The organism is Rhizobium sp. O111 (genome assembly GCF_055616315.1).
Genome location: NZ_JBSHXL010000001.1, coordinates 1,413,983 through 1,436,185, shown reverse-complemented (window position 1 = coordinate 1,436,185; position 22,203 = coordinate 1,413,983). Strand labels below are relative to the sequence as shown.

General features: G+C 62.0%; 22 protein-coding genes. 9 read left to right on the top strand and 13 right to left on the bottom strand.

All coding sequences use genetic code 11. The features are described 5' to 3' along the window. Positions 1-101 precede the first annotated feature (101 nt). Positions 102-1,814, top strand: coding sequence for a methyl-accepting chemotaxis protein (locus ACVTFQ_RS07355; RefSeq protein ID WP_111561479.1), 1,713 nt, complete (start codon positions 102-104; stop codon positions 1,812-1,814). Between the two features lie 332 nt (positions 1,815-2,146). Here the strand turns inward: ACVTFQ_RS07355 and ACVTFQ_RS07350 are convergent, their stop codons facing one another. The 4 genes from ACVTFQ_RS07350 to ACVTFQ_RS07335 form a co-directional block, all read right to left on the bottom strand. Next, positions 2,147-3,775: a CTP synthase gene (locus tag ACVTFQ_RS07350; protein WP_111561478.1), complete on the bottom strand. Its 1,629-nt coding sequence runs from the start codon at positions 3,773-3,775 to the stop codon at positions 2,147-2,149. Between the two features lie 182 nt (positions 3,776-3,957). Then, positions 3,958-4,509 carry a preprotein translocase subunit SecG gene (gene secG, locus ACVTFQ_RS07345; protein WP_111561477.1) on the bottom strand — a complete coding sequence of 184 codons (552 nt, stop codon included), beginning with the start codon at positions 4,507-4,509 and terminating at the stop codon, positions 3,958-3,960. Positions 4,510-4,615: 106 nt separating this feature from the next. Beyond that, entirely contained in the window at positions 4,616-5,386 is a 771-nt protein-coding gene (tpiA, locus tag ACVTFQ_RS07340) for a triose-phosphate isomerase (RefSeq protein ID WP_026283266.1), read from the bottom strand. A 154-nt stretch (positions 5,387-5,540) separates the two neighbouring features. Further along, the gene (locus ACVTFQ_RS07335) at positions 5,541-6,431 is read right to left on the bottom strand and encodes a dienelactone hydrolase family protein (protein ID WP_111561476.1); all 891 of its coding nucleotides are present in this window, start codon (positions 6,429-6,431) and stop codon (positions 5,541-5,543) included. 219 nt (positions 6,432-6,650) lie between these two features. On the opposite strand from ACVTFQ_RS07335, the gene parE reads away from it, so the two are divergent. Beyond that, positions 6,651-8,744 carry a DNA topoisomerase IV subunit B gene (gene parE, locus ACVTFQ_RS07330; protein ID WP_111561475.1) on the top strand — a complete coding sequence of 698 codons (2,094 nt, stop codon included), beginning with the start codon at positions 6,651-6,653 and terminating at the stop codon, positions 8,742-8,744. 15 nt (positions 8,745-8,759) lie between these two features. Here the strand turns inward: parE and ACVTFQ_RS07325 are convergent, their stop codons facing one another. Next, positions 8,760-9,215, bottom strand: a complete 456-nt coding sequence (locus tag ACVTFQ_RS07325) for an OsmC family protein (protein WP_111561474.1) — start codon at positions 9,213-9,215, stop codon at positions 8,760-8,762. Further along, positions 9,212-9,835: a GntR family transcriptional regulator gene (locus ACVTFQ_RS07320; RefSeq protein ID WP_111561555.1), complete on the bottom strand. Its 624-nt coding sequence runs from the start codon at positions 9,833-9,835 to the stop codon at positions 9,212-9,214. The genes ACVTFQ_RS07325 and ACVTFQ_RS07320 overlap by 4 nt, the downstream gene beginning before the upstream one ends. A gap of 410 nt (positions 9,836-10,245) precedes the next feature. On the opposite strand from ACVTFQ_RS07320, the gene ACVTFQ_RS07315 reads away from it, so the two are divergent. Further along, positions 10,246-11,415 (top strand): AI-2E family transporter, encoded by a 1,170-nt coding sequence (locus tag ACVTFQ_RS07315; protein WP_111561554.1) that lies wholly within the window; start codon positions 10,246-10,248, stop codon positions 11,413-11,415. Between the two features lie 140 nt (positions 11,416-11,555). Beyond that, positions 11,556-11,969: a hypothetical protein gene (locus ACVTFQ_RS07310; RefSeq protein ID WP_111561473.1), complete on the top strand. Its 414-nt coding sequence runs from the start codon at positions 11,556-11,558 to the stop codon at positions 11,967-11,969. Between the two features lie 2 nt (positions 11,970-11,971). On the opposite strand, the gene ACVTFQ_RS07305 is transcribed toward ACVTFQ_RS07310, so the two are convergent. The 3 genes from ACVTFQ_RS07305 to ACVTFQ_RS07295 form a co-directional block, all read right to left on the bottom strand. Next, a complete protein-coding gene (locus ACVTFQ_RS07305; protein ID WP_111561553.1) occupies positions 11,972-13,111 on the bottom strand; it encodes a DUF2336 domain-containing protein in 1,140 nt (379 codons plus the stop codon). Positions 13,112-13,234: 123 nt separating this feature from the next. Further along, positions 13,235-13,837 carry a flavin reductase family protein gene (locus ACVTFQ_RS07300; RefSeq protein WP_111561472.1) on the bottom strand — a complete coding sequence of 201 codons (603 nt, stop codon included), beginning with the start codon at positions 13,835-13,837 and terminating at the stop codon, positions 13,235-13,237. Further along, positions 13,837-14,421 carry a nitroreductase family protein gene (locus tag ACVTFQ_RS07295; protein ID WP_111561471.1) on the bottom strand — a complete coding sequence of 195 codons (585 nt, stop codon included), beginning with the start codon at positions 14,419-14,421 and terminating at the stop codon, positions 13,837-13,839. Before ACVTFQ_RS07295 ends, ACVTFQ_RS07300 begins: the two co-directional genes overlap by 1 nt. 113 nt (positions 14,422-14,534) lie before the next feature. On the opposite strand from ACVTFQ_RS07295, the gene ACVTFQ_RS07290 reads away from it, so the two are divergent. Next, complete coding sequence (locus ACVTFQ_RS07290; protein WP_111561470.1) at positions 14,535-15,629, top strand: hypothetical protein; 1,095 nt, start codon at positions 14,535-14,537, stop codon at positions 15,627-15,629. Positions 15,630-15,712: 83 nt separating this feature from the next. Here ACVTFQ_RS07290 and thrS read toward each other — a convergent pair whose 3' ends face one another. Then, positions 15,713-17,719 carry a threonine--tRNA ligase gene (gene thrS / locus ACVTFQ_RS07285; RefSeq protein ID WP_111561469.1) on the bottom strand — a complete coding sequence of 669 codons (2,007 nt, stop codon included), beginning with the start codon at positions 17,717-17,719 and terminating at the stop codon, positions 15,713-15,715. 203 nt (positions 17,720-17,922) lie between these two features. Here thrS and ACVTFQ_RS07280 point away from each other — a divergent pair, with 203 nt between their 5' ends. Next, complete coding sequence (locus ACVTFQ_RS07280; protein ID WP_111561468.1) at positions 17,923-18,315, top strand: VOC family protein; 393 nt, start codon at positions 17,923-17,925, stop codon at positions 18,313-18,315. On the opposite strand, the gene ACVTFQ_RS07275 is transcribed toward ACVTFQ_RS07280, so the two are convergent. The 3 genes from ACVTFQ_RS07275 to ACVTFQ_RS07265 are packed head-to-tail and all read right to left on the bottom strand — an operon-like array spanning position 18,312 to position 19,721. Beyond that, positions 18,312-18,866 carry a DUF1697 domain-containing protein gene (locus ACVTFQ_RS07275; protein ID WP_111561467.1) on the bottom strand — a complete coding sequence of 185 codons (555 nt, stop codon included), beginning with the start codon at positions 18,864-18,866 and terminating at the stop codon, positions 18,312-18,314. The genes ACVTFQ_RS07280 and ACVTFQ_RS07275 overlap by 4 nt on opposite strands. After that, a complete protein-coding gene (yidD, locus tag ACVTFQ_RS07270; protein WP_111561466.1) occupies positions 18,863-19,264 on the bottom strand; it encodes a membrane protein insertion efficiency factor YidD in 402 nt (133 codons plus the stop codon). The genes ACVTFQ_RS07275 and yidD overlap by 4 nt, the downstream gene beginning before the upstream one ends. A 10-nt stretch (positions 19,265-19,274) precedes the next feature. Next, positions 19,275-19,721, bottom strand: coding sequence for an iron-sulfur cluster assembly scaffold protein (locus ACVTFQ_RS07265; RefSeq protein ID WP_111561465.1), 447 nt, complete (start codon positions 19,719-19,721; stop codon positions 19,275-19,277). A gap of 303 nt (positions 19,722-20,024) precedes the next feature. Between ACVTFQ_RS07265 and folE the strand changes: the two genes are divergently transcribed. From folE to ACVTFQ_RS07250, 3 genes are all read left to right on the top strand, one after another. Further along, positions 20,025-20,639 carry a GTP cyclohydrolase I FolE gene (gene folE / locus ACVTFQ_RS07260; protein ID WP_047510394.1) on the top strand — a complete coding sequence of 205 codons (615 nt, stop codon included), beginning with the start codon at positions 20,025-20,027 and terminating at the stop codon, positions 20,637-20,639. Positions 20,640-20,663: 24 nt separating this feature from the next. Further along, positions 20,664-21,122, top strand: a complete 459-nt coding sequence (hisI, locus tag ACVTFQ_RS07255; protein ID WP_111561464.1) for a phosphoribosyl-AMP cyclohydrolase — start codon at positions 20,664-20,666, stop codon at positions 21,120-21,122. 109 nt (positions 21,123-21,231) lie between these two features. Further along, positions 21,232-22,194 (top strand): patatin-like phospholipase family protein, encoded by a 963-nt coding sequence (locus ACVTFQ_RS07250; protein WP_111561463.1) that lies wholly within the window; start codon positions 21,232-21,234, stop codon positions 22,192-22,194. Positions 22,195-22,203 lie beyond the last annotated feature (9 nt).

Below are 22,203 nucleotides of genomic sequence, written 5' to 3'. Positions count from 1 at the left end.
CGAAAAACTCAACACTAATAGAGATTTAGCGAATATTTACTCAAATCCCATAGATTTGCCCGGCGTGCGGTTCGGCACGCTTGGCATATCGGGGTTTGTCCATGGTCGGATTTCTATCAAGCATCGGCTCCTCCAGCAGCGCCGTGCTGGACGCGTTGAACAAGTCGCAGGCAATCATCGAATTCGACCTCACCGGAAAGATTCTGACGGCCAACGAGAATTTCTGCAAGGCGGTCGGCTATGAGCTCAGCGAGATCGTCGGCAAGCATCACCGGATGTTCGTCGATCCGGCCGAGGCGAACTCCAGGGATTATGCGGATTTCTGGGCCCGTCTCGGCGAAGGCAAGTTCGACCAGCACCAATATCGACGCATCGCCAAGGGCGGCCGCGAGATCTGGATCGAGGCGACGTACAATCCGATCTATCGCGGCAACAAGCCGTACAAGGTGATGAAATTCGCGACCGACATCACCGCCGCGAAGAAGCAGGCGGCCGAGGACAAGGGCAAGCTCGAAGCGCTCTCACGCGCACAGGCGGTTATCGAGTTCACGCCTGAGGGCAACATCATCACCGCCAACGAAAACTTCTTGGCGACGCTCGGCTATTCCTTGTCCGAGATCGTCGGCAAGCATCACGCGATGTTCTGCGAAGCGGATTACAGCCGCTCCGCCGAATACAAGGCCTTCTGGGCGAAACTGGCAGCCGGAGAATTCGCGGCCGACCAGTTCAAACGGATCGCCAAGGGCGGGCGCGAGATCTACATCCAGGCGTCCTACAACCCGATCCTCGATGCTTCGGGCCGCGTCTTCAAGGTCGTGAAATTCGCGACCGATGTCACCGAGCGGATGAAGGTCGTCAACGATCTCGGCGCCGGCCTTGCCCGTCTTTCCGAGTGCAATATCCGCCAGACCATCGACGAGCCCTTCGTCGGTGAATTCGAGACCTTGCGCCGCGATTTCAACACCTCGATCGGCGCGTTCCAGGCAACGCTGGTGAAGGTGCTGCAGCAGACCAATGCGCTGAACGGCAATAGCCAGGAAATGCGCGACGCCGCCGAGCAGCTCTCCGCGCGGACAAAGGAGCAGGCGGTCTCGCTGGAGGAAACGTCCGCGGCGCTTGAAACGGTGACGGCGACGGTCAAGTCCTCGACCGAGAACACGCAGGCGACGCGCAAGCTGGTGCAGAGCGCGCGCGCCTCGGCCTCAACCTCCGCCGCAGTAGTGCGCGAGACGATCACCGCCATGCAGCGGATCGCCTCGGCCTCGAAGGAGATCGGCCAGATCATCGGCGTCATCGACGAGATCGCTTTCCAGACCAACCTGCTGGCGCTGAACGCCGGTGTCGAGGCGGCGCGTGCCGGTGAAGCCGGCAAGGGCTTTGCCGTCGTGGCCCAGGAAGTGCGCGAACTGGCGCAGCGCTCGGCCAAGGCCGCCAAGGAGATCAAAGGTTTGATCGAGAACTCCGGCAAGGAAGTCAACGAAGGCGTTCGCCTTGTCGACGCGACCGGCACGGCACTCAACGAGATCGAGACCTTCGTCGAATCGATCGACACCAACATGACCGCACTGGCGACCGCCGCCGCCGAGCAGTCCACCGGCCTCTCGGAGATCAACAACGCGGTCTCGCAGATCGACCGGATGACCCAGCAGAACGCCGGCATGGTGGAGCGCACGACGGGCATCAGCTCGGAGCTCGCGTCGGGCGCGGCGCTGCTGGCCGAGCTGGTCAACCACTTCAAGCTCAACCGGCGCGGCATGATCCGCGATCAGGGGGCGCAAGCCGGTGTCCCCGTGCGGGGACAGCGCGCGGCCTGAGGCGGCGGATCGCAGATTTGGGAGTGAAAGAGCCGCCGCATCGTTGGATGTCGGCGGCTTTTGTTTGCCTAGCCATGGCGCCGGCAACTCCTCCACCCTCATTTCTGTGCTCGTCACAGACATCCAGTCAGCCCAAGTCCTTGGGCTGGAACGAGTCTTTTCGCCGCGCGGACTCGCGCGGCTGGATTCCCGCCACAAGGGCGAGAATGAGGGGAGTTTTTGGCACCCGGCGCTGCCCACATCAGCGTCAGCCAGCTCGCTTACATCCCTATCCCCAAAACCAAAAAGGCCGCTCTCGAAAGCGGCCTTCTCTATCGTCTTGCAACTATGTCTTAAACCAACCGGCTCTGCTCGGTTGCCGCTTCGATGAAGCTCTTGAACAGCGGGTGCGGTTCAAGTGGGCGGGACTTCAGTTCCGGGTGGTACTGGACGCCGATGAACCAGGGATGGTCAGGGTATTCGACGGTCTCGGGCAGCACGCCATCTGGCGACATGCCGGAGAAGACGAGGCCGCAGTTTTCCAGCCGGTCCTTGTAGTCGATGTTGACTTCGTAGCGGTGGCGGTGGCGCTCGGAGATGTCGGTCGAGCCGTAGATCTCGGCGATCTTGGTGTCCTTCTTGAGGGCGGCCTTGTAGGCGCCGAGGCGCATGGTGCCGCCGAGGTCGCCGGCAGCGTTGCGCTTCTGCAGCTCGTTGCCCTTGACCCATTCAGTCATCAGGCCGACCACCGGCTCGTCGGTCTTGCCGAACTCGGTCGACGAAGCCTTCTCGATGCCGGCCAGATGACGGGCAGCTTCGACGACTGCCATCTGCATGCCGAAGCAGATGCCGAAATAGGGAACGTTGCGCTCACGGGCGAACTGGGCAGCAAGGATCTTGCCTTCCGAGCCACGCTCGCCGAAGCCGCCGGGCACGAGGATGCCGTGGACCTTTTCGAGATAGGGTGCCGGGTCTTCCTTTTCGAAGACTTCCGATTCGATCCACTCGAGATTGACCTTCACGCGGTTGGCGATGCCGCCATGGTGCAGCGCTTCGATCAGCGACTTGTAGGCGTCTTTAAGGCCGGTGTACTTGCCGACGATCGCGATCGTGACCTCGCCCTCAGGCGTGCGGATGCGGTTGCAGACCTCTTCCCAGGAATCGAGACGCGGCTTCGGAGCCGGCTCGATGCCGAAGGCGGCCAGAACTTCGTTGTCGAGGCCTTCCTTGTGGTAGGCGATCGGCACGTCGTAGATGTTGGCGACGTCGAGCGCCTGGATGACGGCGCTCTCGCGGACGTTACAGAACAGCGAGAGCTTGCGGCGCTCGGCTTCCGGAATTTCGCGATCGGCGCGAACGAGCAGGATGTCGGGGTGAATACCGAGCGCCTGCAGTTCCTTGACGGAGTGCTGGGTCGGCTTGGTCTTCAATTCGCCGGCGGCCGGGATATAGGGCATCAGCGTCAGGTGGACGTAGACGGCGGTGCCGCGCGGCAGATCGTTGCCGAGCTGGCGGATGGCTTCCATGAAGGGCATCGCTTCGATATCGCCGACGGTGCCGCCGATTTCGCAGATGACGAAGTCATACTCGTCATTGCCCTCGATCACGAAATCCTTGATCTCGTTTGTGACGTGCGGAATGACCTGAACGGTCGCGCCGAGATAATCGCCGCGGCGTTCCTTGTCGATGATGTTCTTGTAGATTCGGCCGGTGGTGATGTTGTCGGTCTTGGTGGCCGAGCGGCCGGTGAAGCGCTCGTAGTGGCCGAGATCGAGATCGGTTTCCGCGCCATCGTCGGTGACGAAGACTTCGCCGTGCTGGGTCGGGCTCATGGTGCCCGGATCCACGTTCAAATAGGGGTCGAGTTTGCGCAGCCGCACCCGGTAACCACGGGCCTGCAGCAACGCTCCGAGAGCGGCGGCCGCAATTCCTTTACCGAGAGAGGAAACCACGCCGCCAGTGATGAATACGTATCGCGCCATGGGAGCTACCGCTTACCTTTTCAAAAACGATTCCACCAGCCCTAAAATTCATGTCCTGAATTTTAGGGCTCTAATTTAACAGCATTCTTCTCGCGCTTGCCGCGCGATCGCTGTCGGTGACTTCAAGACAAAAGAAAACCGGCAGACCCTGGGGCCTGCCGGCGGTTTATGCGTCGTTCGGCTTACTGCCCGCTGGGAGCGGTCGCCGGGGCCGGAGCGGCAGGCGTGGTGGCCTGCGGTGCTGCCGGAGCAGTTTCAGTCGCTGCCGGAGCTGGCGTCGTCGCGGCGGGAGCCGGTGCGGTGGCTGCAGGAGCAGCCGGAGCAGTCGCGGCAGGAGCCTGACCGGCAGGAGCTGCAGGTGCGTCGCCGCCGGTCGGAACGCCGTTGCCGGCAGGAGCCGCGGGTGCAGCCGGAGCGGCTGCGCCGTTCTGCTGCTGGCCACCGAGCGAATCGAGGATGCCGTTGCCCTGCCCGCTCGTTGCCGGAATGCGGTTCAGGATGTCAGTCGGACGGCTTTCGTAGCGGTTCAATACGCCGAGGCCGAGCGAGGTGATGAAGAAGAGTGCTGCGAGGATCGCGGTCGTGCGGGTCAGCGCATTGGCCGTGCCGCGTGCCGACATGAAGCCCGAACCGCCGCCGATACCGAGGCCACCGCCTTCGGAGCGCTGGATAAGCACAACGCCGACAAGCGCCAGCACGATCATGAGATGAATGACAATCAATACGGTCTGCATGGGTCCAGTCCTGCCGGCGCGAAGCGGGCATAAAGTAAAATTCTGGCGCTCTTTACATGAGGTGATCCGCTATTCCAAGCCCTTCAGCCCGGAATATACACGCATCTCAAGAGAGCAACGCCTCGTATGCGCCGTAGATGGCGAGGAAATCGGTTGCTTTCAAGCTCGCGCCGCCGATCAGCGCGCCGTCGACATTGGCAACGCCCATCAATTCCTTGGCGTTGCCCGGCTTGACCGAGCCGCCATAGAGGATGCGGAACTTGCGGCCGTTGTCGCCGAAGCGGGCGACGAGCTCGGCACGCATGAAGGCATGCGCCTTCTCGACGTCCTCGACGGTCGGCGTGACACCGGTGCCAATCGCCCATACGGGCTCATAGGCGATCACGGTGGTTTCAGGCGTGGCGTTCTCCGGCACGGAGGCCGACAGCTGCCGCTTGATGATATCGAGTGCCTGGCCGGCCTGGCGCTCGGCGGCGGTCTCGCCGATGCAGACGATCGCGGTCAGGTCGGCAGCGGCGGCGGCTTCCGCCTTGGCGCGCACCAGATGGTCGGTTTCGGCATGATCGGTGCGGCGTTCGGAATGGCCGACGATGACATAGGTGCCGAAGCAATCGGCGATCATTTCAGCCGAGATATCGCCGGTATGGGCGCCTTCGGGGTTCTGGTGGCAATCCTGCGCGCCGATGGCGAGCGGGCTATCGGTGCAGAGCGCGGTCGCCACGTAAAGCAGCGTCGCCGGCGGGCAAATCAGCGCTTCCACCTTGTTGGAAAGAGGACCCTGGACACCCGAAGCGATCGCCTTGATCTGATCCAGCGAGGCACGCGTGCCGTTCATTTTCCAGTTTCCCGCCACAAGCGGTCGCACGTCAGGTGTCATGCCGGCCTTCCCCATTTCTCCGTCAGCACGGGCCTTAGCAAAAGCATGCGGCAATGAAAAGGTTTGGGACGCTTACGTAAGGGAAATTGCGGCGTTTTGCGGCGCAAATGCTTAAAATTTGTCAGCCGTGTTGCCTAAACTATGGCTACCCCCCTCAATTCTGGGAGGCCAGCATCCAGTTCAGCGTCTGGCGCCAATCGATCATGCGGATCGGCGTGCCGTGATTGCCCGTCTGGTACAGCGTGAAATGCGTCGGGTAGCGCGATTTGATCAGCGTTTCGAACAGCGCCTGCTGGTCGGCGGCGGCGTAGGTCGGGTCGCGGCTGCCGTGGGCGAACCAGAGCGGCAGCTTGGCCTTGTAGAAGGCGCTCTTCGTAAAATCGGGATCGGCGACACCACTCATGATCACCATACCCTTGAGCCGCTTGACCGTCTCGGCGTCACGCGTCGCGCCCCAGCAGATCTGGCTGCCCATGGAGGCGCAGGTGAGGATGATCGGCCGGCCCGGCGACTGGGCGCTGGCGTAGCGGATGAGGCCGGCGACAGCGGTCACGCCGTCGCTGTCGAAGGTCTTGACCGACGGGGCGTAATAGACGCCGCCATTGCCGGCGACGAGGTTTTTCAGCCGGTTGAAGTTGCCGCCGAAGGTGTAATCGTTGACGCCGAGGCGGCGGTCGCCGTCGCGACCGTGGACGAAGATCACCGTGAAGGCGGCGCCGGCACTCGGCCCTACCCTTGCGACGTCGAGCTTTATGCCATCGAGCGACAGCGTTTCGTTGTTCTGAAGCTTGCGGATGCCGAGTGAGACATACTTCTGCTGCGTGCGCTTTTCCGGGATCTGGTCGCGACCGTTGATATCGCGCATTTCGTCGTAGTCGATGACATCGAAGGCGCCGCCATTGCCGGTCTGAAGCGTTGTCTGCGTGGAAAACAGGTCATCCTTGAAGGGTGGCAAGGTGTCGGCAGCACTAAGATCGGCCGACGCGACCATGAAAAAGGCCGCAATTGCTGTGATAGTTATGCAATGACTTGTGGACATTCGCATGCGCAAGGTTCCCTGAGGCGTCTGGCCGCTTGCCATTCGGCGACCCAGGACGCAAATCATTTCTTAATGAAAGTCCGCCCGATGAGGTGGCGTCGCGTATCGAGGTGCTTTCTGGCAGACTCTGCCTGATTCGCAAACGTGACATGAATTGCGGTGATTTTGGGTCAGGCTCAAGCGCAAGCGGCCACCCCACGACAAGATGAAGATCTGAACGGCTCCATGGACGATAGCAACGACCTCTTTTCCGGAATGCCCCTGACCAAGAAGCAGGAGGATGCGCCAAAGCCGGCCGCGGCAGCCCCCGCGCCCGTCGCCGCTCCGGCTGCGCCGAGCGCTGCCGCCAGTGCCGCGCCACGGCAGGCGCCGCCGGCGAGTTCAACGTCCGAGGACTACGGCGCGTCGTCGATCCGCGTTCTCGAGGGTCTTGAACCGGTGCGCATGCGTCCTGGCATGTATATCGGCGGCACCGACGAGAAGGCGCTGCATCACCTCTTCGCCGAAGTCATCGACAACTCGATGGACGAAGCGGTGGCCGGCCACGCCAATTTCATCGAAGTGCATCTCGACGCGATGGGCTTTCTCACCGTCAGCGACAACGGCCGTGGTATTCCGGTCGAGAACCACCCGCAGGTTCCCGGCAAGTCGACGCTCGAGGTCATCATGACCAAGCTGCATGCCGGCGGTAAGTTCGACGGCAAGGCCTACGAGACATCGGGCGGTCTGCACGGCGTCGGCGTTTCCGTCGTCAACGCACTCTCGGATGTTCTCGAAGTCGAGGTTGCGCGCAATCGCAAGCTCTACCGCCAGCGCTTTTCGCGCGGCATCCCGCAGGGTGGCCTCGAGGAACTGGGCGACGTTCACAACCGTCGCGGCACGCGCGTACGCTTCCATCCCGATCCGCAGATCTTCGGCGATCACGCCAAGTTCGATGCGGGCCGCGTGTTCCGCATGGCGCGCTCCAAGGCCTATCTGTTCGGCGGCGTCGAGATCCGCTGGAGCTGCGATCCCGGTGTCGTGCAGGAAGGCGGCGAGATCCCCGATAAGGCGGTCTTCCACTTCCCTGGCGGCCTGAAAGATTATCTGCAGGCGACGATGGGCAAGGAGTTCACCGTCACGCGCGAGATCTTCGCCGGCAAGACGGAGAAGACTAGCGGCCACGGCTCGCTCGAATGGGCGATCACCTGGTACGGCGGCGATCCGCAGGTTCACTCCTATTGCAACACCATTCCGACCCCCGAAGGCGGCACCCACGAGGCCGGGCTGCGTATCGCGCTGACCAAGGGCCTGAAAGCCTATGGCGAGCTGACGCAGAACAAGCGCGCCGCGCAGATCACCACCGACGACGTAATGATCTCGGCCGTCGGCATGCTCTCGGTCTTTATCCGCGAACCGGAATTCGTCGGCCAGACGAAGGACAAGCTTGCGACCGTCGAAGCCCAGCGCATTGTCGAAAACGCGCTGCGCGATCCCTTCGACCACTATCTCGCCGATAACCCGAACGAGACGGCCAAGCTGCTCGACTGGGTGATCGAGCGCGCGGAAGAGCGTCTGCGCCGCCGCAAGGAAAAGGAAGTCAACCGCAAGACGGCCGTGCGCAAGCTGCGCCTGCCCGGCAAGCTTGCCGATTGCTCGCAGAACACCGCCCAGGGCGCCGAGCTCTTCATCGTCGAAGGGGATTCGGCAGGTGGCTCCGCCAAGCAGGCGCGCAACCGCGCCAACCAGGCGATCCTGCCCTTGCGCGGCAAGATCCTCAACGTTGCCAGCGCCGGCCGCGAGAAGCTTGGCGCCAACCAGCAGCTCTCCGATCTCGTCCAGGCGCTCGGCTGCGGCACGCGCTCGAAATACCGCGAGGAAGATCTTCGCTACGAACGCATCATCGTCATGACCGATGCCGACGTCGACGGCGCGCATATCGCATCGCTGCTCATCACCTTCTTCTATCAGGAGATGCCCGAGCTCGTGCGCGGCGGCCACCTCTTCCTCGCCGTGCCTCCGCTCTACAAGATCACGCAGGGCGCGAAATCGGCCTATGCGCGTGACGATCGCCACCGCGCCGAGTTGATGGAGACGGAATTCAAGGGCAAGGCGAAGGTCGAGATCAGCCGCTTCAAAGGTCTCGGCGAAATGCTGCCGGCGCAGCTCAAGGAAACCACCATGGATCCGAGCAAGCGCACCATGCTGCGCGTGCTGATCGACGAGGTGGATTTCGAGGGAACGCGCACGGCGGTCGACGATCTCATGGGCACGAAGCCGGAAGCCCGCTTCCGCTTCATCCAGGACCGCGCCGCATTCGCGGAAAACCTCGACATCTGAGGTTTAGGATCAGGCTCAGTCGAGCCTGATCTCGATCACCGTCTTTACCGAGTTGGCGAGGAAGCAGAGTTCGTGCGCTTGGTGGTGCATCTGCTCCTCAAGTTCACGGCTTGGCACTTCATCTGTGTAACCGACCTTCGGGCGCAGCTCGACGCGGCTGACCATCATGCGGCCATCGACTTTCTCCATGACGCCGATCGCATCATCGACATAGCTGTCGATGGCGATGCGCTTCTTCGAGGCGATCCAGAGATAGAACAGCATATGGCAGCTGGAGAGCGCCGCGACATAGGCTTCCTCCGGATCGACATTCTCTTCGACGGCATAGGGCGAAGGCACATTGTGCGGTGATGCGGAGGCCGGAACCGTGATGCCGCCGTCAAAGGTCCAGCTATGACCACGGCTGTAGCGCCCATCGATAAAGCTGCCCTCGCCCAGCTTCCACGCCACCTGTGCCGAAAACGTCATCATTCTTCTTCTCCTTCGAGGCTAAGCCTTGCGGTCGTCAATTGCAGATGTTGCGCAAGCGCCTGGCGCGCCAGATCGGCGTCTCGCGCGGCGCATGCCTCGATGATCGCCTGATGGTCTCCATAAAGGGTAGGGCGGGCCTCGGAGCCTTTCGGTTGCCGCGCATAGGCCCGACGCGATTCACGGCGGAATGTGTCGATCATGTCGAGCAATCTCGCATTGCCGCAGCGGCCGTAAAGCGTTCGGTGAAATGCAAGATCGAGCTCTTCGAGCTGTTGCGGGTCGTCTTCATCAAGCAGATCCTCGTTCAGCCGTCGCGCCTTGCGCAGATCACTTTCGGTCAGCGCCCCGATCGACGCCAGCAGCGCGGTCGTCTCCAGAGACAGGCGGATCTCGGCAAGCTCACGCGCCTGCTCCTCGTTCAGACCCGACACGGCAAGACTACGATCCGGGCGGCGCACCAGAAAACCGGATGCCAGCAGCCTGTCCAGCGCCTGCCGGATGGGCTGGCGGCTGACGCCGAAGCGTTCCGCCAGCTGTTCCTGTTTGAGCACCGTGCCGGCGCCGAGATGTCCAGCTTCGATATCGCGCCGAAGCGATGTGATGATTCCATTTGTATCCATGGATCCAAAATAAGCGAGGCGCATCATCGCTGCAAGAGCTTGTTGTGGGATTGGGTCAGCCGGCGGAAACCGGCTGAAGCTTCGAAGGCGTGCGGCAGCCGAAATTGAGGGATCACATTTCCGTCAGATCATGGCAGTTCGTTCCAATATCGGTCGAAACAAGCGCGATCTCGACGAAAATCGCCGATCGCGCAGACCGAGCGTGATCCATGACAAGGATGTCGAAGGGTTTCTGTCTTAATGATTGTGTGATGTAAGGTTATGAAGCCTGCGGATCAGGCCGACGGACCGGTGGCGGGGGCGTCATCGGGCTTAAATCGGTGATGGCGCTTGCGTGCAAAGGACGCATGGCCCATATCCTTAGGTGAAATAAGGGGGAAAAGGACGACGTGAGCCTTCCGAACAACAATATGCAGCGCGAGTCGCGGTGGATCGGTCCATCCTCTCCCGCACGTACGCCGCTCATCCCTTCGATCTCGGCGGCGCGCTGGCTTCTGATCCTCGTCGTGGCCGCCGGCGTCTATTTCTTCTACGGCTTCGTCGTGCCGGTGCTGGCCGCGCTTGTCATCGGGTTTGCAAGCTGGCCGCTTTATCGCCGGCTGCTGCAAAGGGTTGGCGGCAACACGACGGTCGCGGCGACCATTGCAATCATACTCATCGTCACCTTTCTCATCACTCCGATCGTGCTTGCCGTCACCTACACAACGGGCGAAGTGCGTGAATGGGTCGGCTGGCTTATCCATGTGAACCGCTTTGGCGAACCGACACCGCAATGGATTTCGGCCTTTCCGTTTGTCGGGCCCTACCTCGATGAGCTCTGGGTCAAGTATATCGGCAGCCCCGGCAGCATGGGCGAAGTGATCCAGGCGGTCAGCGGCGCGCATATCGGCAATATCTATCGCGCGGTGCTCGCAGCCGGTGGCGGCGCTTTCCATCTGCTGCTGACGTTGCTCTTCATGCTGATCGCACTGTTCTTCGTCTATCGCGACGGTGCGGATTTCTCCCGCCAGATCGACATGCTCGGCGAGCGCATCCTGCCCAATCGCTGGGAGCGGATTTCGCGCGTGGTGCCTGCCACGATCAGCTCGACCGTGATGGGAATGACGCTGATCGCCATCGGCGAAGGCATCGTGCTCGGCGTCGCCTATTGGGTCGCCGGCGTGCCCTCGCCCGTGACGCTCGGCGTCATCACCGGCATCATGGCGCTGATCCCCGGCGGCGCACCGCTGTCGTTCACATTGGTGTCGCTGTACCTGCTTGCCAGCGGCTCGCCCGTTGCCGGCGTCAGCCTGTTCGTCTGGGGTACCGTCGAACTCTTCATCGTCGACAAGACGCTGCGCCCCAAGCTGGTGGGTGGCCCGATCAAGCTGCCATTCCTGCCGACCTTCTTCGGTCTGATCGGTGGCGTGAAGACCATGGGCTTCCTCGGGCTTTTCATCGGCCCGGTACTGATGGCGCTTCTGGTGGCGATCTGGCGCGAATGGATGCATGAGGTTCGCACGGCCGAAAAGCCGGATCTCGGTCCGCAGGTGCTGATCGACGAGCAGGCTCCGCCACCGCCGAGGGTCGCCGAAGGCTGATCGCGCCCGTCGCCGAAGGCTGATCGACGGCATCACCTTTCCTGATTGTAATCTTGCTCCGCATGGATGCCGGAAAGCGGCCTTCATTTGGTTGAAATTGCTGCGTCTAAGGGGAGCGGTTCAATATCGAAAGCGCCCCCATGCAAGCTGTCCTCATCGCCATGACCATCCTCGGCTGCAACGACTCGGTCACGCAGTGCAATTACGTGGCGACGGTGGGAAAGCACTTTGAGACGGTGGCGATGTGCGATGCCGATTCCGAGCGGCAGTTGAAGCATTATTCGAACATCAGCTACCCGACGGTCATTGCCGTCTGCGAGCCTCCGCATCCGCCGCTGCCACCCGAGCCAAAGGTGATCGCCGCAGCGCCAGTACCAGCGCCTGCCGTTATCGAGGAAAAGCCGCAGACCGGGGTTTCCGGCCTGGCGTCCAGAATGGCGGCAGAGGTACGCACGCACCTTCCCTCTGGCCATTCGATGAAATCAGCGCTCGCGACGCCCGTGCATTTTGTCTCAGGAAGCTATTCCTGGGTCGTGAGGCGCTTGAGCAATTAGCCTCAAGCGGCGGCGAGCGCCGTCATGTAGGCATAGCCGCGTGCCGACTGTCGCTGCTCGGCGACATGCAGCTTCTCGACCATCTCCAGCAGTTCCTGCACAGCGCCATGCGTGGTGTTACGGCTGCGGAAACTCTGCAGCAACCGGCCGCAGACATTGGCCAGCATCGTGCCTGATGTGGATTTCGACGCCTCGCGCCACAGCAAGGTGGCTTCGACGAAGATCACGCTGATATCGCGGGCAAGACCAGCCGATTCATAAAGCGCGCGCACGGCATGCATGCGGCCGGTCGCCAGGATCGAGCGCACCCGCCGCTCGTCGCAGCCGGTCAGATTGACGATGGCGCCGGCGAAGAACTCGATCTTGCCGGAGCACAGCGTATGCATGAGGAAGGATGGCGTCAGGCGTCCGCTGACGCGCAGATGCTCCACCAGATCGGCAACTTCGCGTGGCGTGATCTCACCGGCAATGGCGACGATCGCGGTTTCCGTCGCCTCGCGGGCCACGCGCTGCAGCCGACCGGTGCCGATCGCGGCCTGCGCAAGAGGCAGATTGATGAGGGCGTCGCTGACATGCTGCGTCAAAAGCTGACGGGCGTCGGCCGGAAGATCCGGGCGATCGAGCAGGAGGTTGCGGACTTCGCAGTCGTCGCCCAGCCGTTCGGCAATGCGCTTCAGCGCCTGCGGGGCGATCGCGGCGCCTTCGTTTTCAAGCAGGCACAGCACATCTTCCTCGCCGCCGATCTCGGCAAGCGCGGCTGCGACCGAGCGCGAAATGCTGGAGCGGGCGGCGATCAACATGCGGGTGACGGCGCTGCCGCGTGCGGCGAGATCAACCAGATCAGCGTCAGAGAGAAGCGGCGAGAAAGTGATGGCGTGGCAGGCGATCTCGGCCTGGTCACCGGCCAGAGACAGGACGATGGCGCGGGGCGCATCCGGCGACCATGCGATCGCTTCGGCCATGGCAAGACGAACCTTCGGCGACGGGTCGTCGAGCAGGAAGGTCATCGCCATCTCGGCGGCCTTGCGCTCCTCCAGAGACATTTCCGACTGCAGGTAGGCCCGGCCGAGCGCGCTCGCCGCCCTCGCCCGGTCTCCAACCTTGGCAGTCTCAACCCAACGAAGAAATGCCTCTACGATCACCGCGAACCCCAATCCTCAAGTGCGATTCTCTCGCACCCCAAGTGTTGAGGATGACGGTAGCGGCAAAAAGTTTATGATTGGTTCACCATATACTTTAACCGTTCAGCAGGACCGATAGACACTTCAAGCCTTGGGTCGGAAGAGTTCGAACACATCGCTGCTCTCGCTGTAATCCATGTAGCCCAAGCGCGCGACGGGTCTTGCCAGCCCCATGTCGATGCGGCCATCGCGCAGGATCGCCTCATCGATATGGATACCGACGACCTGGCCGAAGATCATGACATTCTCCGACGGCTCGCCGCTCAGCGACTTCGGCTCGATGATCTCGGTGACCTTGCACTCCAGAACCGCGAAGGCTTCGGCCACATAGGGAGCATCGATGAGTTCGCCCTTCTTCGGCGTGAGGCCCGACAATGCGAATTCGTCGACGTCGTAAGCGACGGCAGCCGAGGACTTGTTCATCTTGTCGATCAGGTTGCGACTAACGAAGTTGCAGGTGAACTCGCCGGTCTCGCTGGCGTTCCGGTAGCTGTCCTTGCGGCCGCTCGATGAAAACATCACGAGCTTCGGACGATCCGACACGGCGTTGAAGAAGGAGTATGGCGCGAGGTTGAGCGTGCCATCCCTGCCCTTGCTGCCGATCCAGCCGATCGGCCTTGGCGACACGATCGCCTTGAAGGGATCGTGCGCAAGGCCGTGCCGGTTCTGATCCGTGGTGTAGAACATCAGCCTTCCCCGCCGACCCAGGTGACAGTATCGGAAAGCTCGGGACGCGGGCGCTCGACGGGTGGGAACGTCGTCGAGCCCATGTGGATGAAGCCGGCGACCTTCTCGCCTTCCTCGACGCCCAGCAGCGGATAGGCGCGTTCGTCATAGGCGAACCACTCGGTCAGCCAATTGGCGACCCAGCCATGGGCGTTGGCAGCGAAGATGATGTTGAGACATACGGCGCCAGCCGACATCAGCTGCTCCCATTCCGGGACCTTGACGTGAGGGCCGGCCTTGCTGACGACCGCGACGACGACGGGCGCGCGCGTGAAGCGGCTACGCTCGACCTTGATCATCTCTTCGGAGAGATCGGGCTTCTTTTCCAAAGCAAGCTTCAGAAGCTCCTCGCCGATGCGGGCGCGTTCCTCGCCGCGATAGACGATGAAACGCCAGGGCGCGAGCTTGCCGTGATCCGGCACGCGCGAGGCAAGGCGCAGGATTTCCTCGATCTCGGGCTTTTCGGGACCGGGCTCGGACATCTGGAAGGCGGGGATGGAGCGGCGGACACCGAGGTAGTCGATCAGCTTGATATCGGATCTCATAGGCAAGAAACTCTCATTTTCATTGCGGTATCGGGGATGGGTCTTGAATTTGCCATCCGGTTGGTCTTGAAGTGGCCTCTGTCATTTCAGTTGTCAATTGGTTCGCAAAACACATGCTCGGCATTTTGCCATACGCCCGCTGGAGTGTTGCCGTAGCCCTCCTTGCCTTGATCCCCGCCGGCGCCGGCGCGCAGGATGCCTTCAAGGAGTTCAAGCAGCTCGACACCACGACGAAGATGCCCAAGCTCAACGCCTTTATCGCGCCCGGCACGACGCCCCAGGGCGCCAAGCTGCATTCCGTCGCGCTCGAGGCGAAGCTCACGGCATCGGGCGACGCCGTCAAGGACGGGCTCTCGTGGTATGTGTTCAGCCCTGTCGCGGGCAGCGACGGCAAGCTGCCGTTGATCGCCAGCTCCCAGGGTGGCTCGGCCGACTTCCAGCTGGCGCCGGGCGACTATTTCGTCAACGTGTCCTTCGGCCGCGCCGGCGTGACGCGCAAGCTCTCGGTTCCCGAGGACGGCGCGCTTGAAAAGCAGACGATGGTTCTGGAGGCCGGCGGACTGCTGCTCAACGCTGTCTCGGGGTCTGATGTGAAGATCCGGCCGGATCAGCTGAGCTTTTCGATCTATTCCGCCGATGTGCGCGATGACGGCGAGCGTGGGCTGGTGATGGCCGACGTGCCGCCGAATACCGTCGTGCGGCTCAACGCCGGCACCTATCACGTCGTTTCCGATTACGGCGAGACCAACGCATCGGTGCGGGCCGACATCCAGGTGGAAGCGGGCAAGCTCACCGAAGCGACGATCCAGCACAAGGCGGCGCAGATCACCTTCAAGCTGGTTTCCGACAAGGGCGGCGAAGCGATCGCCGATACCGCTTGGTCGATCCTGACGGCTGCAGGCGACAGCGTCGGCGAAAGCGTCAGCGCGTTTCCGACCATGGTGCTTGCCGAAGGCGAGTATTCCGCCGTGGCGCGCAACAAGGACAAGATCTACCAGCGCGAATTCAAGGTCGAGGCCGGCAAGAACACCGATGTCGAAGTCCTGATGAAGGACGTGCAACCGGACCAGGGACCGGCCGCCACGACATTGCAGCAGCTGCCGCCGGAGCAGCAGACCCCGACGGAACAATCGCACGCGTCACAGCCGCTGCCCTCGTTCGAGCAGCTGCAGAGCGGTGCCGCCGCAGGCGGCGTCGATTCCGACTGACGCATCCTACATCGCCATCAACGCAAAACGCCCGATCATTGCTGACCGGGCGTTTTTGTTTTCAGTTCAGGATCACGAAGGCCTCAGGCGGCCTTCGCCTTCCGGGCAGCAGCCTTGCGCAGCACGTCCGGCGGCGTCGCTTCGTGCGTCAGGGCAGCGATCGCGTCGTCGAGCGACATCGAGCTCTGCTCCTGGCTTCCGAGACGACGGATGTTGACCGTGCGCTCTTCGGCTTCCTTCTTGCCGCAGACGATGATGACGGGCACCTTGGTGACCGAGTGTTCGCGAACCTTGTAGTTGATCTTCTCGTTGCGGAAGTCGGTCTCGACGTGGAGGCCTGCCTCGCGCAGCGCTTCCGCCACTTCTTCGCCGTAAGCGTCGGCTTCCGAGGTGATCGTCGCGACGACGATCTGCAGCGGCGACATCCACAGCGGCAGATGGCCGGCGAAGTTCTCGATCAGGATACCGAGGAAGCGCTCCATCGAGCCGCAGATGGCGCGATGGATCATCACCGGCTGCGTCTTTTCGGAGTTGCTGTCGATATAGAAGGCGCCGAAGCGTTCCGGCAGGTTGAAGTCGACCTGCGTGGTGCCGCACTGCCATTCACGGCCGATGGCGTCCTTCAGCGTGTATTCAAACTTCGGACCGTAGAACGCGCCCTCGCCCGGCAGAATGCCGGTCTTGATGCGGCCTTCGGACTGCTCCTCGATCGTCTTCAGCACTTCGGTCATGACGGCCTCGGCGCGATCCCACAGAGCGTCGGAGCCGACGCGCTTTTCAGGACGGGTCGAGAGCTTGACGACGATTTCCTTGAAGCCGAAGTCTTCATAGACCGACAGGATGAGATCGTTGATGCGCAGGCATTCGGCTGCCATCTGCTCTTCCGTGCAGAAGACGTGCGCGTCGTCCTGGGTGAAGCCGCGAACGCGCATCAGGCCGTGCAGCGCGCCGGAGGCCTCGTAGCGATGCACCGTGCCGAATTCGGCCAGACGGATCGGCAGCTCGCGATAGGACTTCAGGCCATGCTTGAAGATCTGCACGTGACCCGGGCAGTTCATCGGCTTCAGCGCGAAGACGCGGTTGTCGGCTTCCTTGTCTTCAGGGTGCGTGAAGGCATAGGCCGACTTCACCGCGAACATGTTCTCCTGGTACCAGCCCCAGTGACCCGAGGTCTCCCAGAGCGAGGCGTCGAGAACCTGCGGGGCATTGACCTCTTCATAGGTGCCGGCAAGGCGGCGGCGCATGTAGGAGGTCAGCGCCTGGAACATCCGCCAGCCCTTGCCGTGCCAGAAGACGACGCCGGGGCCCTCTTCCTGGAAATGGAACAGGTCCATCTCGCGGCCAAGCTTGCGGTGATCGCGCTTTTCAGCTTCCGCCAGCATGTGCAGGTAGTTGTCGAGGTCCGCCTGCTCGGCCCAGGCCGTGCCGTAGATGCGCGAGAGCATGGCGTTGTTGCTGTCGCCACGCCAGTAAGCGCCGGCTACCTTCATCAGCTTGAAGGCCGTGCCGATCTGGCCGGTGGAGGCCATATGCGGGCCACGGCAGAGGTCGAACCATTCGCCCTGATTGTAGATCTTCAGATCCTGTCCTTCAGGGATCGCATCGACGAGTTCGACCTTGTAGCTTTCGCCCTTGGCGGCGAAGACTTCCTTGGCCTTCTCGCGCGACCAGATCTGCTTGGTGAAGGCAGCGTTGCGCGAGATGATTTCCTTCATCTTCTTTTCGATCTTCGGAAGATCGTCAGGCGTGAAGGGCTCGTTCTTTGCGAAGTCGTAATAGAAGCCGTTCTCGATCACGGGACCAATCGTGACCTGCGTGCCGGGCCAGAGCTCCTGCACGGCTTCGGCCATGACGTGGGCCGCGTCGTGGCGGATGAGCTCGAGCGCGCGGGGATCGGTGCGGGTGATGATCTCGATCGTGCCGTCGACGACGGGATCGGAAAGGTCGCGCACGGTGCCGTCGATCGCAATGGCGACGGCCTTCTTGGCAAGCGACTTGGAAATGGATTCAGCGACATCCTTGCCGGTTGCGCCAGCATCGTAGCTGCGCACGGAACCATCGGGGAATGTCAGGGAAACGGATTGGGACATTTTCGAATTCTCCTTGTCCAGTCCCGCCAACGAATGCGGGTGGTTGCAATGACGCGTTTCGGATCACGAATACGCCGCCGCCTGATACCGGGATTTGCCGTCGCAGTAAAGGAAAAGCCGATCCGGCGTGGCAACAGTATCGCCACATTGACAATGGCCCGGCCGATGGCAAAGTGACAAAAAACAGCAACGCAAGGTGGCGCATGATCCTTTACACCACCGTTGGAACAAACGACCTCCCACGATCGGTCGGTTTCTATGATGCACTGTTTCGTGAGATGGGCCTTGAGCAGTGCTTTCTCGATGGCACCTCCGCGTCCTGGGGGCGCAAGGATGACGAAACGGTTTCACGCTTCTCTGTCGGCTACCCGTTGAAAGGATATTCAACCGCCGGCAACGGAACGATGACGGCGTTTCGTATCGACGAGCCTGCCCGGGTCGATCGCCTGCATGAAATCGCGCTTACGGGCGGCGGATCGGACGATGGGGCACCCGGCTACCGGGCTCATTACAGCGGCGCGCCTTACGCCGCCTATATCAGGGACCCCGACGGCAACAAGCTGGCCTTCATTTGCTACGGATCGCCGGAACTCTAGGCCAGAGGCTGAATGCCGGCCTCCTGCGCGACCATTTCGGCGAGGCCGCGAACGGTGTTCCAGTTGCGCAGCGTGCCGACGCCCATGCGTTTGGTCGTCAGAGCGGAGAGCAGCTTCCATTCGCTGGGCTTGCCGGCGAAATCGATCCAGAGATCGCCACCGATCACGGCAAGGCGCTGGGTCGGCTGGGCGTGGGGCCTCAGCCGCTCGATAACGGTGCGGTCGAGCGGCTTTCGCATCACGCGCAGAATGACCTGGCTACCATCACCATCGGGGAACGGATTGGCGGCCGCGATCTTGCGCCAATCCTCGGCCGTGCGAACGAGGATATCGACCGGTTTTCCGAAGCGCGCGCGGAACGCCTGCTCAAGCCGCGCTTCCATGTCTCCAATCGGTGACGATGGCGCCTCGAAGACGATGTTGCCTGTTGAAACGAGAGTGCGTGGATTGCGATAGCCGAGCGACGTGGCCATGTCGCGCAGGTCGGACATGATCACTCTGCGACCCGGTGCCAGAACGATGCTATGGAGGAGTGCGACGTAAACCGTCACGTCGGCTTGCGGCCGAACACGAGATAGCGCCACGGCGTCCACCAATGGAAACGGTCACCCAGCGTTTCCGGCACACGGTCGAGACCGCTGGTGCCGCCGGGGCCGCAGCGGCCGACGCGAAACAGCGTCATCCATCCGCCGCTCCAAAGACCATGGCGGGCGATGGCCTCGTAGCCGTATTCGGAGCATGTCGGGATGTGGCGGCAGGAATTGCCGATGAACCCGGATAGGGTCAGCTGGTAGAGCCGGATAAGGCCCATGCCGAACAGGCGGTCCGGTGTCTTGCGGAAAGGACCGGTGTAATTGCGCGAGTGATGCACCGGCTTCTTCCTGGGCGAAGCGGCCGCGCCGCCTTCGTCCTCGTCGTCATCATGGTTCAGCGAGCAGAACTGGCACATGGCGATCCGCTCAGGCCTCCACGGTCTCGGCGCGCTTGGCCTCGACCTGTCCGATCGCATCGACCACGGCGTCGAAGGTCAGCATGGTGGAGGCGTGGCGGGCCTTGTAGTCGCGAACGGGCCGCAGATAGCGCATATCCTCGAAACGCCCCGATGGGCCCTCACCGTCTTCCTTCAGCATGGCGAGCATGTCCGAACGCGCCTGGCGCAGCTCCTGTGCCGTCGCGCCGACCACATGGCGGGCCATGATCGAGGAAGAGGCCTGGCCGAGCGCGCACGCCTTGACGTCATGGGCGAAGGCCGAGACCGTGTCGCCGTCCATCTTCAGCCATATCCTGACCTTGGAGCCGCAGAGCTTGGAGTGCGCCTGGGCGCTGGCGTCGGGTTCCTCAAGAGCGCCGATCAGCGGAATATTACCGGCAAATTCGAGAATTTTGCTGTTGTAGATGTCGTCCATCGGGTATTCCGCTCCATATTTCATGCGGATAGACGGCTCATTGTTCATCGTCACCCAAACAAAAACACACCGTGTCACGCTGGAAGACTTACATAGCGATGCCGTTTTCCTATATGTATGTCGTTCGAAGGCCATGGAAATGCAATGGCCTCGTGTAAGTTTGAATGGGAAACCGTGCCGGATGGGCCGCAGAATTTCGCCCTGAAAGCCCCGGAGCCTGCCAAAGGTGCACTATTCCCGAGTGGGATTGCCAGTGGCTAGTCCGAAATACGGTCCGCATTGCGGATCAGGAGACAGTTGCAGATGGACGCCATCGTAAAGAACTTTCCGCAGACCACGCCAGAATCCAATCGCCCAAGCCAGAAGGAAGCCGAAGATGCGGTGCGCACGCTGCTCCGCTGGGCCGGCGACGACCCTGCGCGCGAGGGTTTGCTGGATACGCCGGCGCGTGTCGCGAAAGCCTATCGCGAGCTTTTCGCCGGCTATGAGATGGATGCGCAAGAGGTGCTTGGCCGGACCTTCGAAGAGGTCGCGGGTTATGACGACATGGTGCTGGTGAAGGACATTCCCTTCTTCTCGCATTGCGAACACCACATGGTTCCGATCATTGGCAAGGCGCATGTGGCCTACATGCCCGACGGCAAGGTTCTCGGCCTGTCGAAGATTGCGCGCGTGGTTGAAATCTATGGCCGTCGCCTGCAAACGCAGGAAACCATGACCGCCCAGATCGCCCGTTCGATCGACGAAACGCTCGCTCCGCGCGGCGTCGCGGTGATGATCGAGGCCGAACATATGTGCATGGCTATGCGCGGTGTTCAGAAACAGGGCTCGACCACATTGACGACAACCTTCACCGGCACATTTAAAACTGAGCCGGCTGATCAAGCCCGGTTTATTTCCATGGTGCGGAGCCGCTGACCGGCTTCATTTCAGAAAGCCGCGATGATGCCATTTGCCTTCAATGCGCCGTCCGAAGACAAGTCCGAGCTCGAGGATGCCGGTGATTTCACGCCGCGGTTCGATGACCGCGGCCTGATCACCGCGATCGTGACGGACGCCCATGATGGCGAGCTGCTCATGGTGGCGCATATGAACGCCAAGGCATTGGCGCTGACGATCCAGACCGGCCAGGCCCACTATTTCAGCCGCTCGCGCGGCAAGCTCTGGCTGAAGGGCGAAACCTCGGGCAACATCCAGACGGTCAAGGAAATCCGCACCGACTGCGACCAGGATGCAATTTGGCTAAAGGTCGAAGTTGCCGGTCACGACGCGACCTGCCACACTGGTCGCCGTTCCTGCTTCTATCGGACGGTGAGCCTGGAAGACGGCAAGCCTATGCTTGAGATCGCCGACGACGAGCGCCAGTTCGATCCTCATGAAGTCTACGGAAAACAACCGTAACAACGGCCTACCGTCTCTTTTTGGGTCAGAAGAGGCGGCCATATACCAATTCGAAAGGGTGGCGGCGCACTAATATTTGCCTGCGCGTCGTGCCAGGGGGAGGTTTGCCATGGTGAGCTGGAGTTTGATCCGTCAAGGCTCCGAAGCCGTCGGTTCCGACGCTGGCATCGCCTCGCCCTCCGACATAAAGCTCCCCGTCCCCACACCGAAGAAGCCGAAGCTGGCGCTTGCCCTTGGCGGTGGCGCCGCGCGCGGTTGGGCGCATATCGGCGTACTGCGTGCGCTCGACGAAGCGGGCATCGAGATAGGCATGATAGCCGGCACATCGATCGGTGCGCTGGTCGGCGGCTGCTATCTGGCGGGCAAGCTAGACGAGCTCGAGAGTTTCGCGCGGTCGCTGACCATGCGCCGGATCGCCAGCCTGCTTGATCTGACCATCGGCGGCAGCGGCCTGTTCGGCGGCATGCGGCTCACCAAGCGCATGCAGGAACATCTGGAAGGGCTGAATGTCGAGGACCTCGACCGCCCTTTCGTTGCGGTGTCGGCCGAAGTCAATAGCGGCCACGAGGTGTGGATCGCCAACGGCTCGCTTATCACGGCGCTGAGGGCTTCCTACGCCCTGCCCGGCATTTTCGAGCCTGTGCGCAGCAACCACCGGACGCTGGTCGACGGCGCGCTGGTCAATCCCGTTCCCGTCTCGGTCTGCCGCGCCTATGAGCAGCCGCTGGTCGTCGCCGTCAACCTCAACTACGACATCTATGGCCGCTCGGCCGTGGTGCGCCACAGCGCAAGCCTGACGCCGTCCGAGGTGCAAAAGCAGGAGCACGCGCCTTATGCCAAGCTTGGCATGACCGGGGTGATGGTGCAGGCGTTCAATATCATCCAGGATCGCATCGCGCGCGCGCGTCTGGCGGGCGATCCGCCGGATATCTCGCTTCAACCTAGATTGAGCGATATCGGTCTTTCGGAGTTTCATCGAGCCGGCGAAGCGATCGAGCGCGGCTATCAGGAAGCCACGGCGCGGCTTCCCGAGTTGAGGCGCATGCAGGAGTTGTTCGCCGGCTCCAGCTGAGCAAGCCGG

Bases quoted from the DNA above. Each gene is read 5' to 3' on its own strand.
- ACVTFQ_RS07355 (WP_111561479.1), top strand. From the start codon at position 102: ATGGTCGGATTTCTATCAAGCATCGGCTCCTCCAGCAGCGCCGTGCTG.
- ACVTFQ_RS07350 (WP_111561478.1), bottom strand. From the start codon at position 3,775: ATGGCGCGATACGTATTCATCACTGGCGGCGTGGTTTCCTCTCTCGGT.
- secG (WP_111561477.1), bottom strand. From the start codon at position 4,509: ATGCAGACCGTATTGATTGTCATTCATCTCATGATCGTGCTGGCGCTT.
- tpiA (WP_026283266.1), bottom strand. From the start codon at position 5,386: ATGACACCTGACGTGCGACCGCTTGTGGCGGGAAACTGGAAAATGAAC.
- ACVTFQ_RS07335 (WP_111561476.1), bottom strand. From the start codon at position 6,431: ATGCGAATGTCCACAAGTCATTGCATAACTATCACAGCAATTGCGGCC.
- parE (WP_111561475.1), top strand. From the start codon at position 6,651: ATGGACGATAGCAACGACCTCTTTTCCGGAATGCCCCTGACCAAGAAG.
- ACVTFQ_RS07325 (WP_111561474.1), bottom strand. From the start codon at position 9,215: ATGATGACGTTTTCGGCACAGGTGGCGTGGAAGCTGGGCGAGGGCAGC.
- ACVTFQ_RS07320 (WP_111561555.1), bottom strand. From the start codon at position 9,835: ATGGATACAAATGGAATCATCACATCGCTTCGGCGCGATATCGAAGCT.
- ACVTFQ_RS07315 (WP_111561554.1), top strand. From the start codon at position 10,246: ATGCAGCGCGAGTCGCGGTGGATCGGTCCATCCTCTCCCGCACGTACG.
- ACVTFQ_RS07310 (WP_111561473.1), top strand. From the start codon at position 11,556: ATGCAAGCTGTCCTCATCGCCATGACCATCCTCGGCTGCAACGACTCG.
- ACVTFQ_RS07300 (WP_111561472.1), bottom strand. From the start codon at position 13,837: ATGTTCTACACCACGGATCAGAACCGGCACGGCCTTGCGCACGATCCC.
- ACVTFQ_RS07295 (WP_111561471.1), bottom strand. From the start codon at position 14,421: ATGAGATCCGATATCAAGCTGATCGACTACCTCGGTGTCCGCCGCTCC.
- ACVTFQ_RS07290 (WP_111561470.1), top strand. From the start codon at position 14,535: ATGCTCGGCATTTTGCCATACGCCCGCTGGAGTGTTGCCGTAGCCCTC.
- thrS (WP_111561469.1), bottom strand. From the start codon at position 17,719: ATGTCCCAATCCGTTTCCCTGACATTCCCCGATGGTTCCGTGCGCAGC.
- ACVTFQ_RS07280 (WP_111561468.1), top strand. From the start codon at position 17,923: ATGATCCTTTACACCACCGTTGGAACAAACGACCTCCCACGATCGGTC.
- yidD (WP_111561466.1), bottom strand. From the start codon at position 19,264: ATGTGCCAGTTCTGCTCGCTGAACCATGATGACGACGAGGACGAAGGC.
- ACVTFQ_RS07265 (WP_111561465.1), bottom strand. From the start codon at position 19,721: ATGGACGACATCTACAACAGCAAAATTCTCGAATTTGCCGGTAATATT.
- folE (WP_047510394.1), top strand. From the start codon at position 20,025: ATGGACGCCATCGTAAAGAACTTTCCGCAGACCACGCCAGAATCCAAT.
- hisI (WP_111561464.1), top strand. From the start codon at position 20,664: ATGATGCCATTTGCCTTCAATGCGCCGTCCGAAGACAAGTCCGAGCTC.
- ACVTFQ_RS07250 (WP_111561463.1), top strand. From the start codon at position 21,232: ATGGTGAGCTGGAGTTTGATCCGTCAAGGCTCCGAAGCCGTCGGTTCC.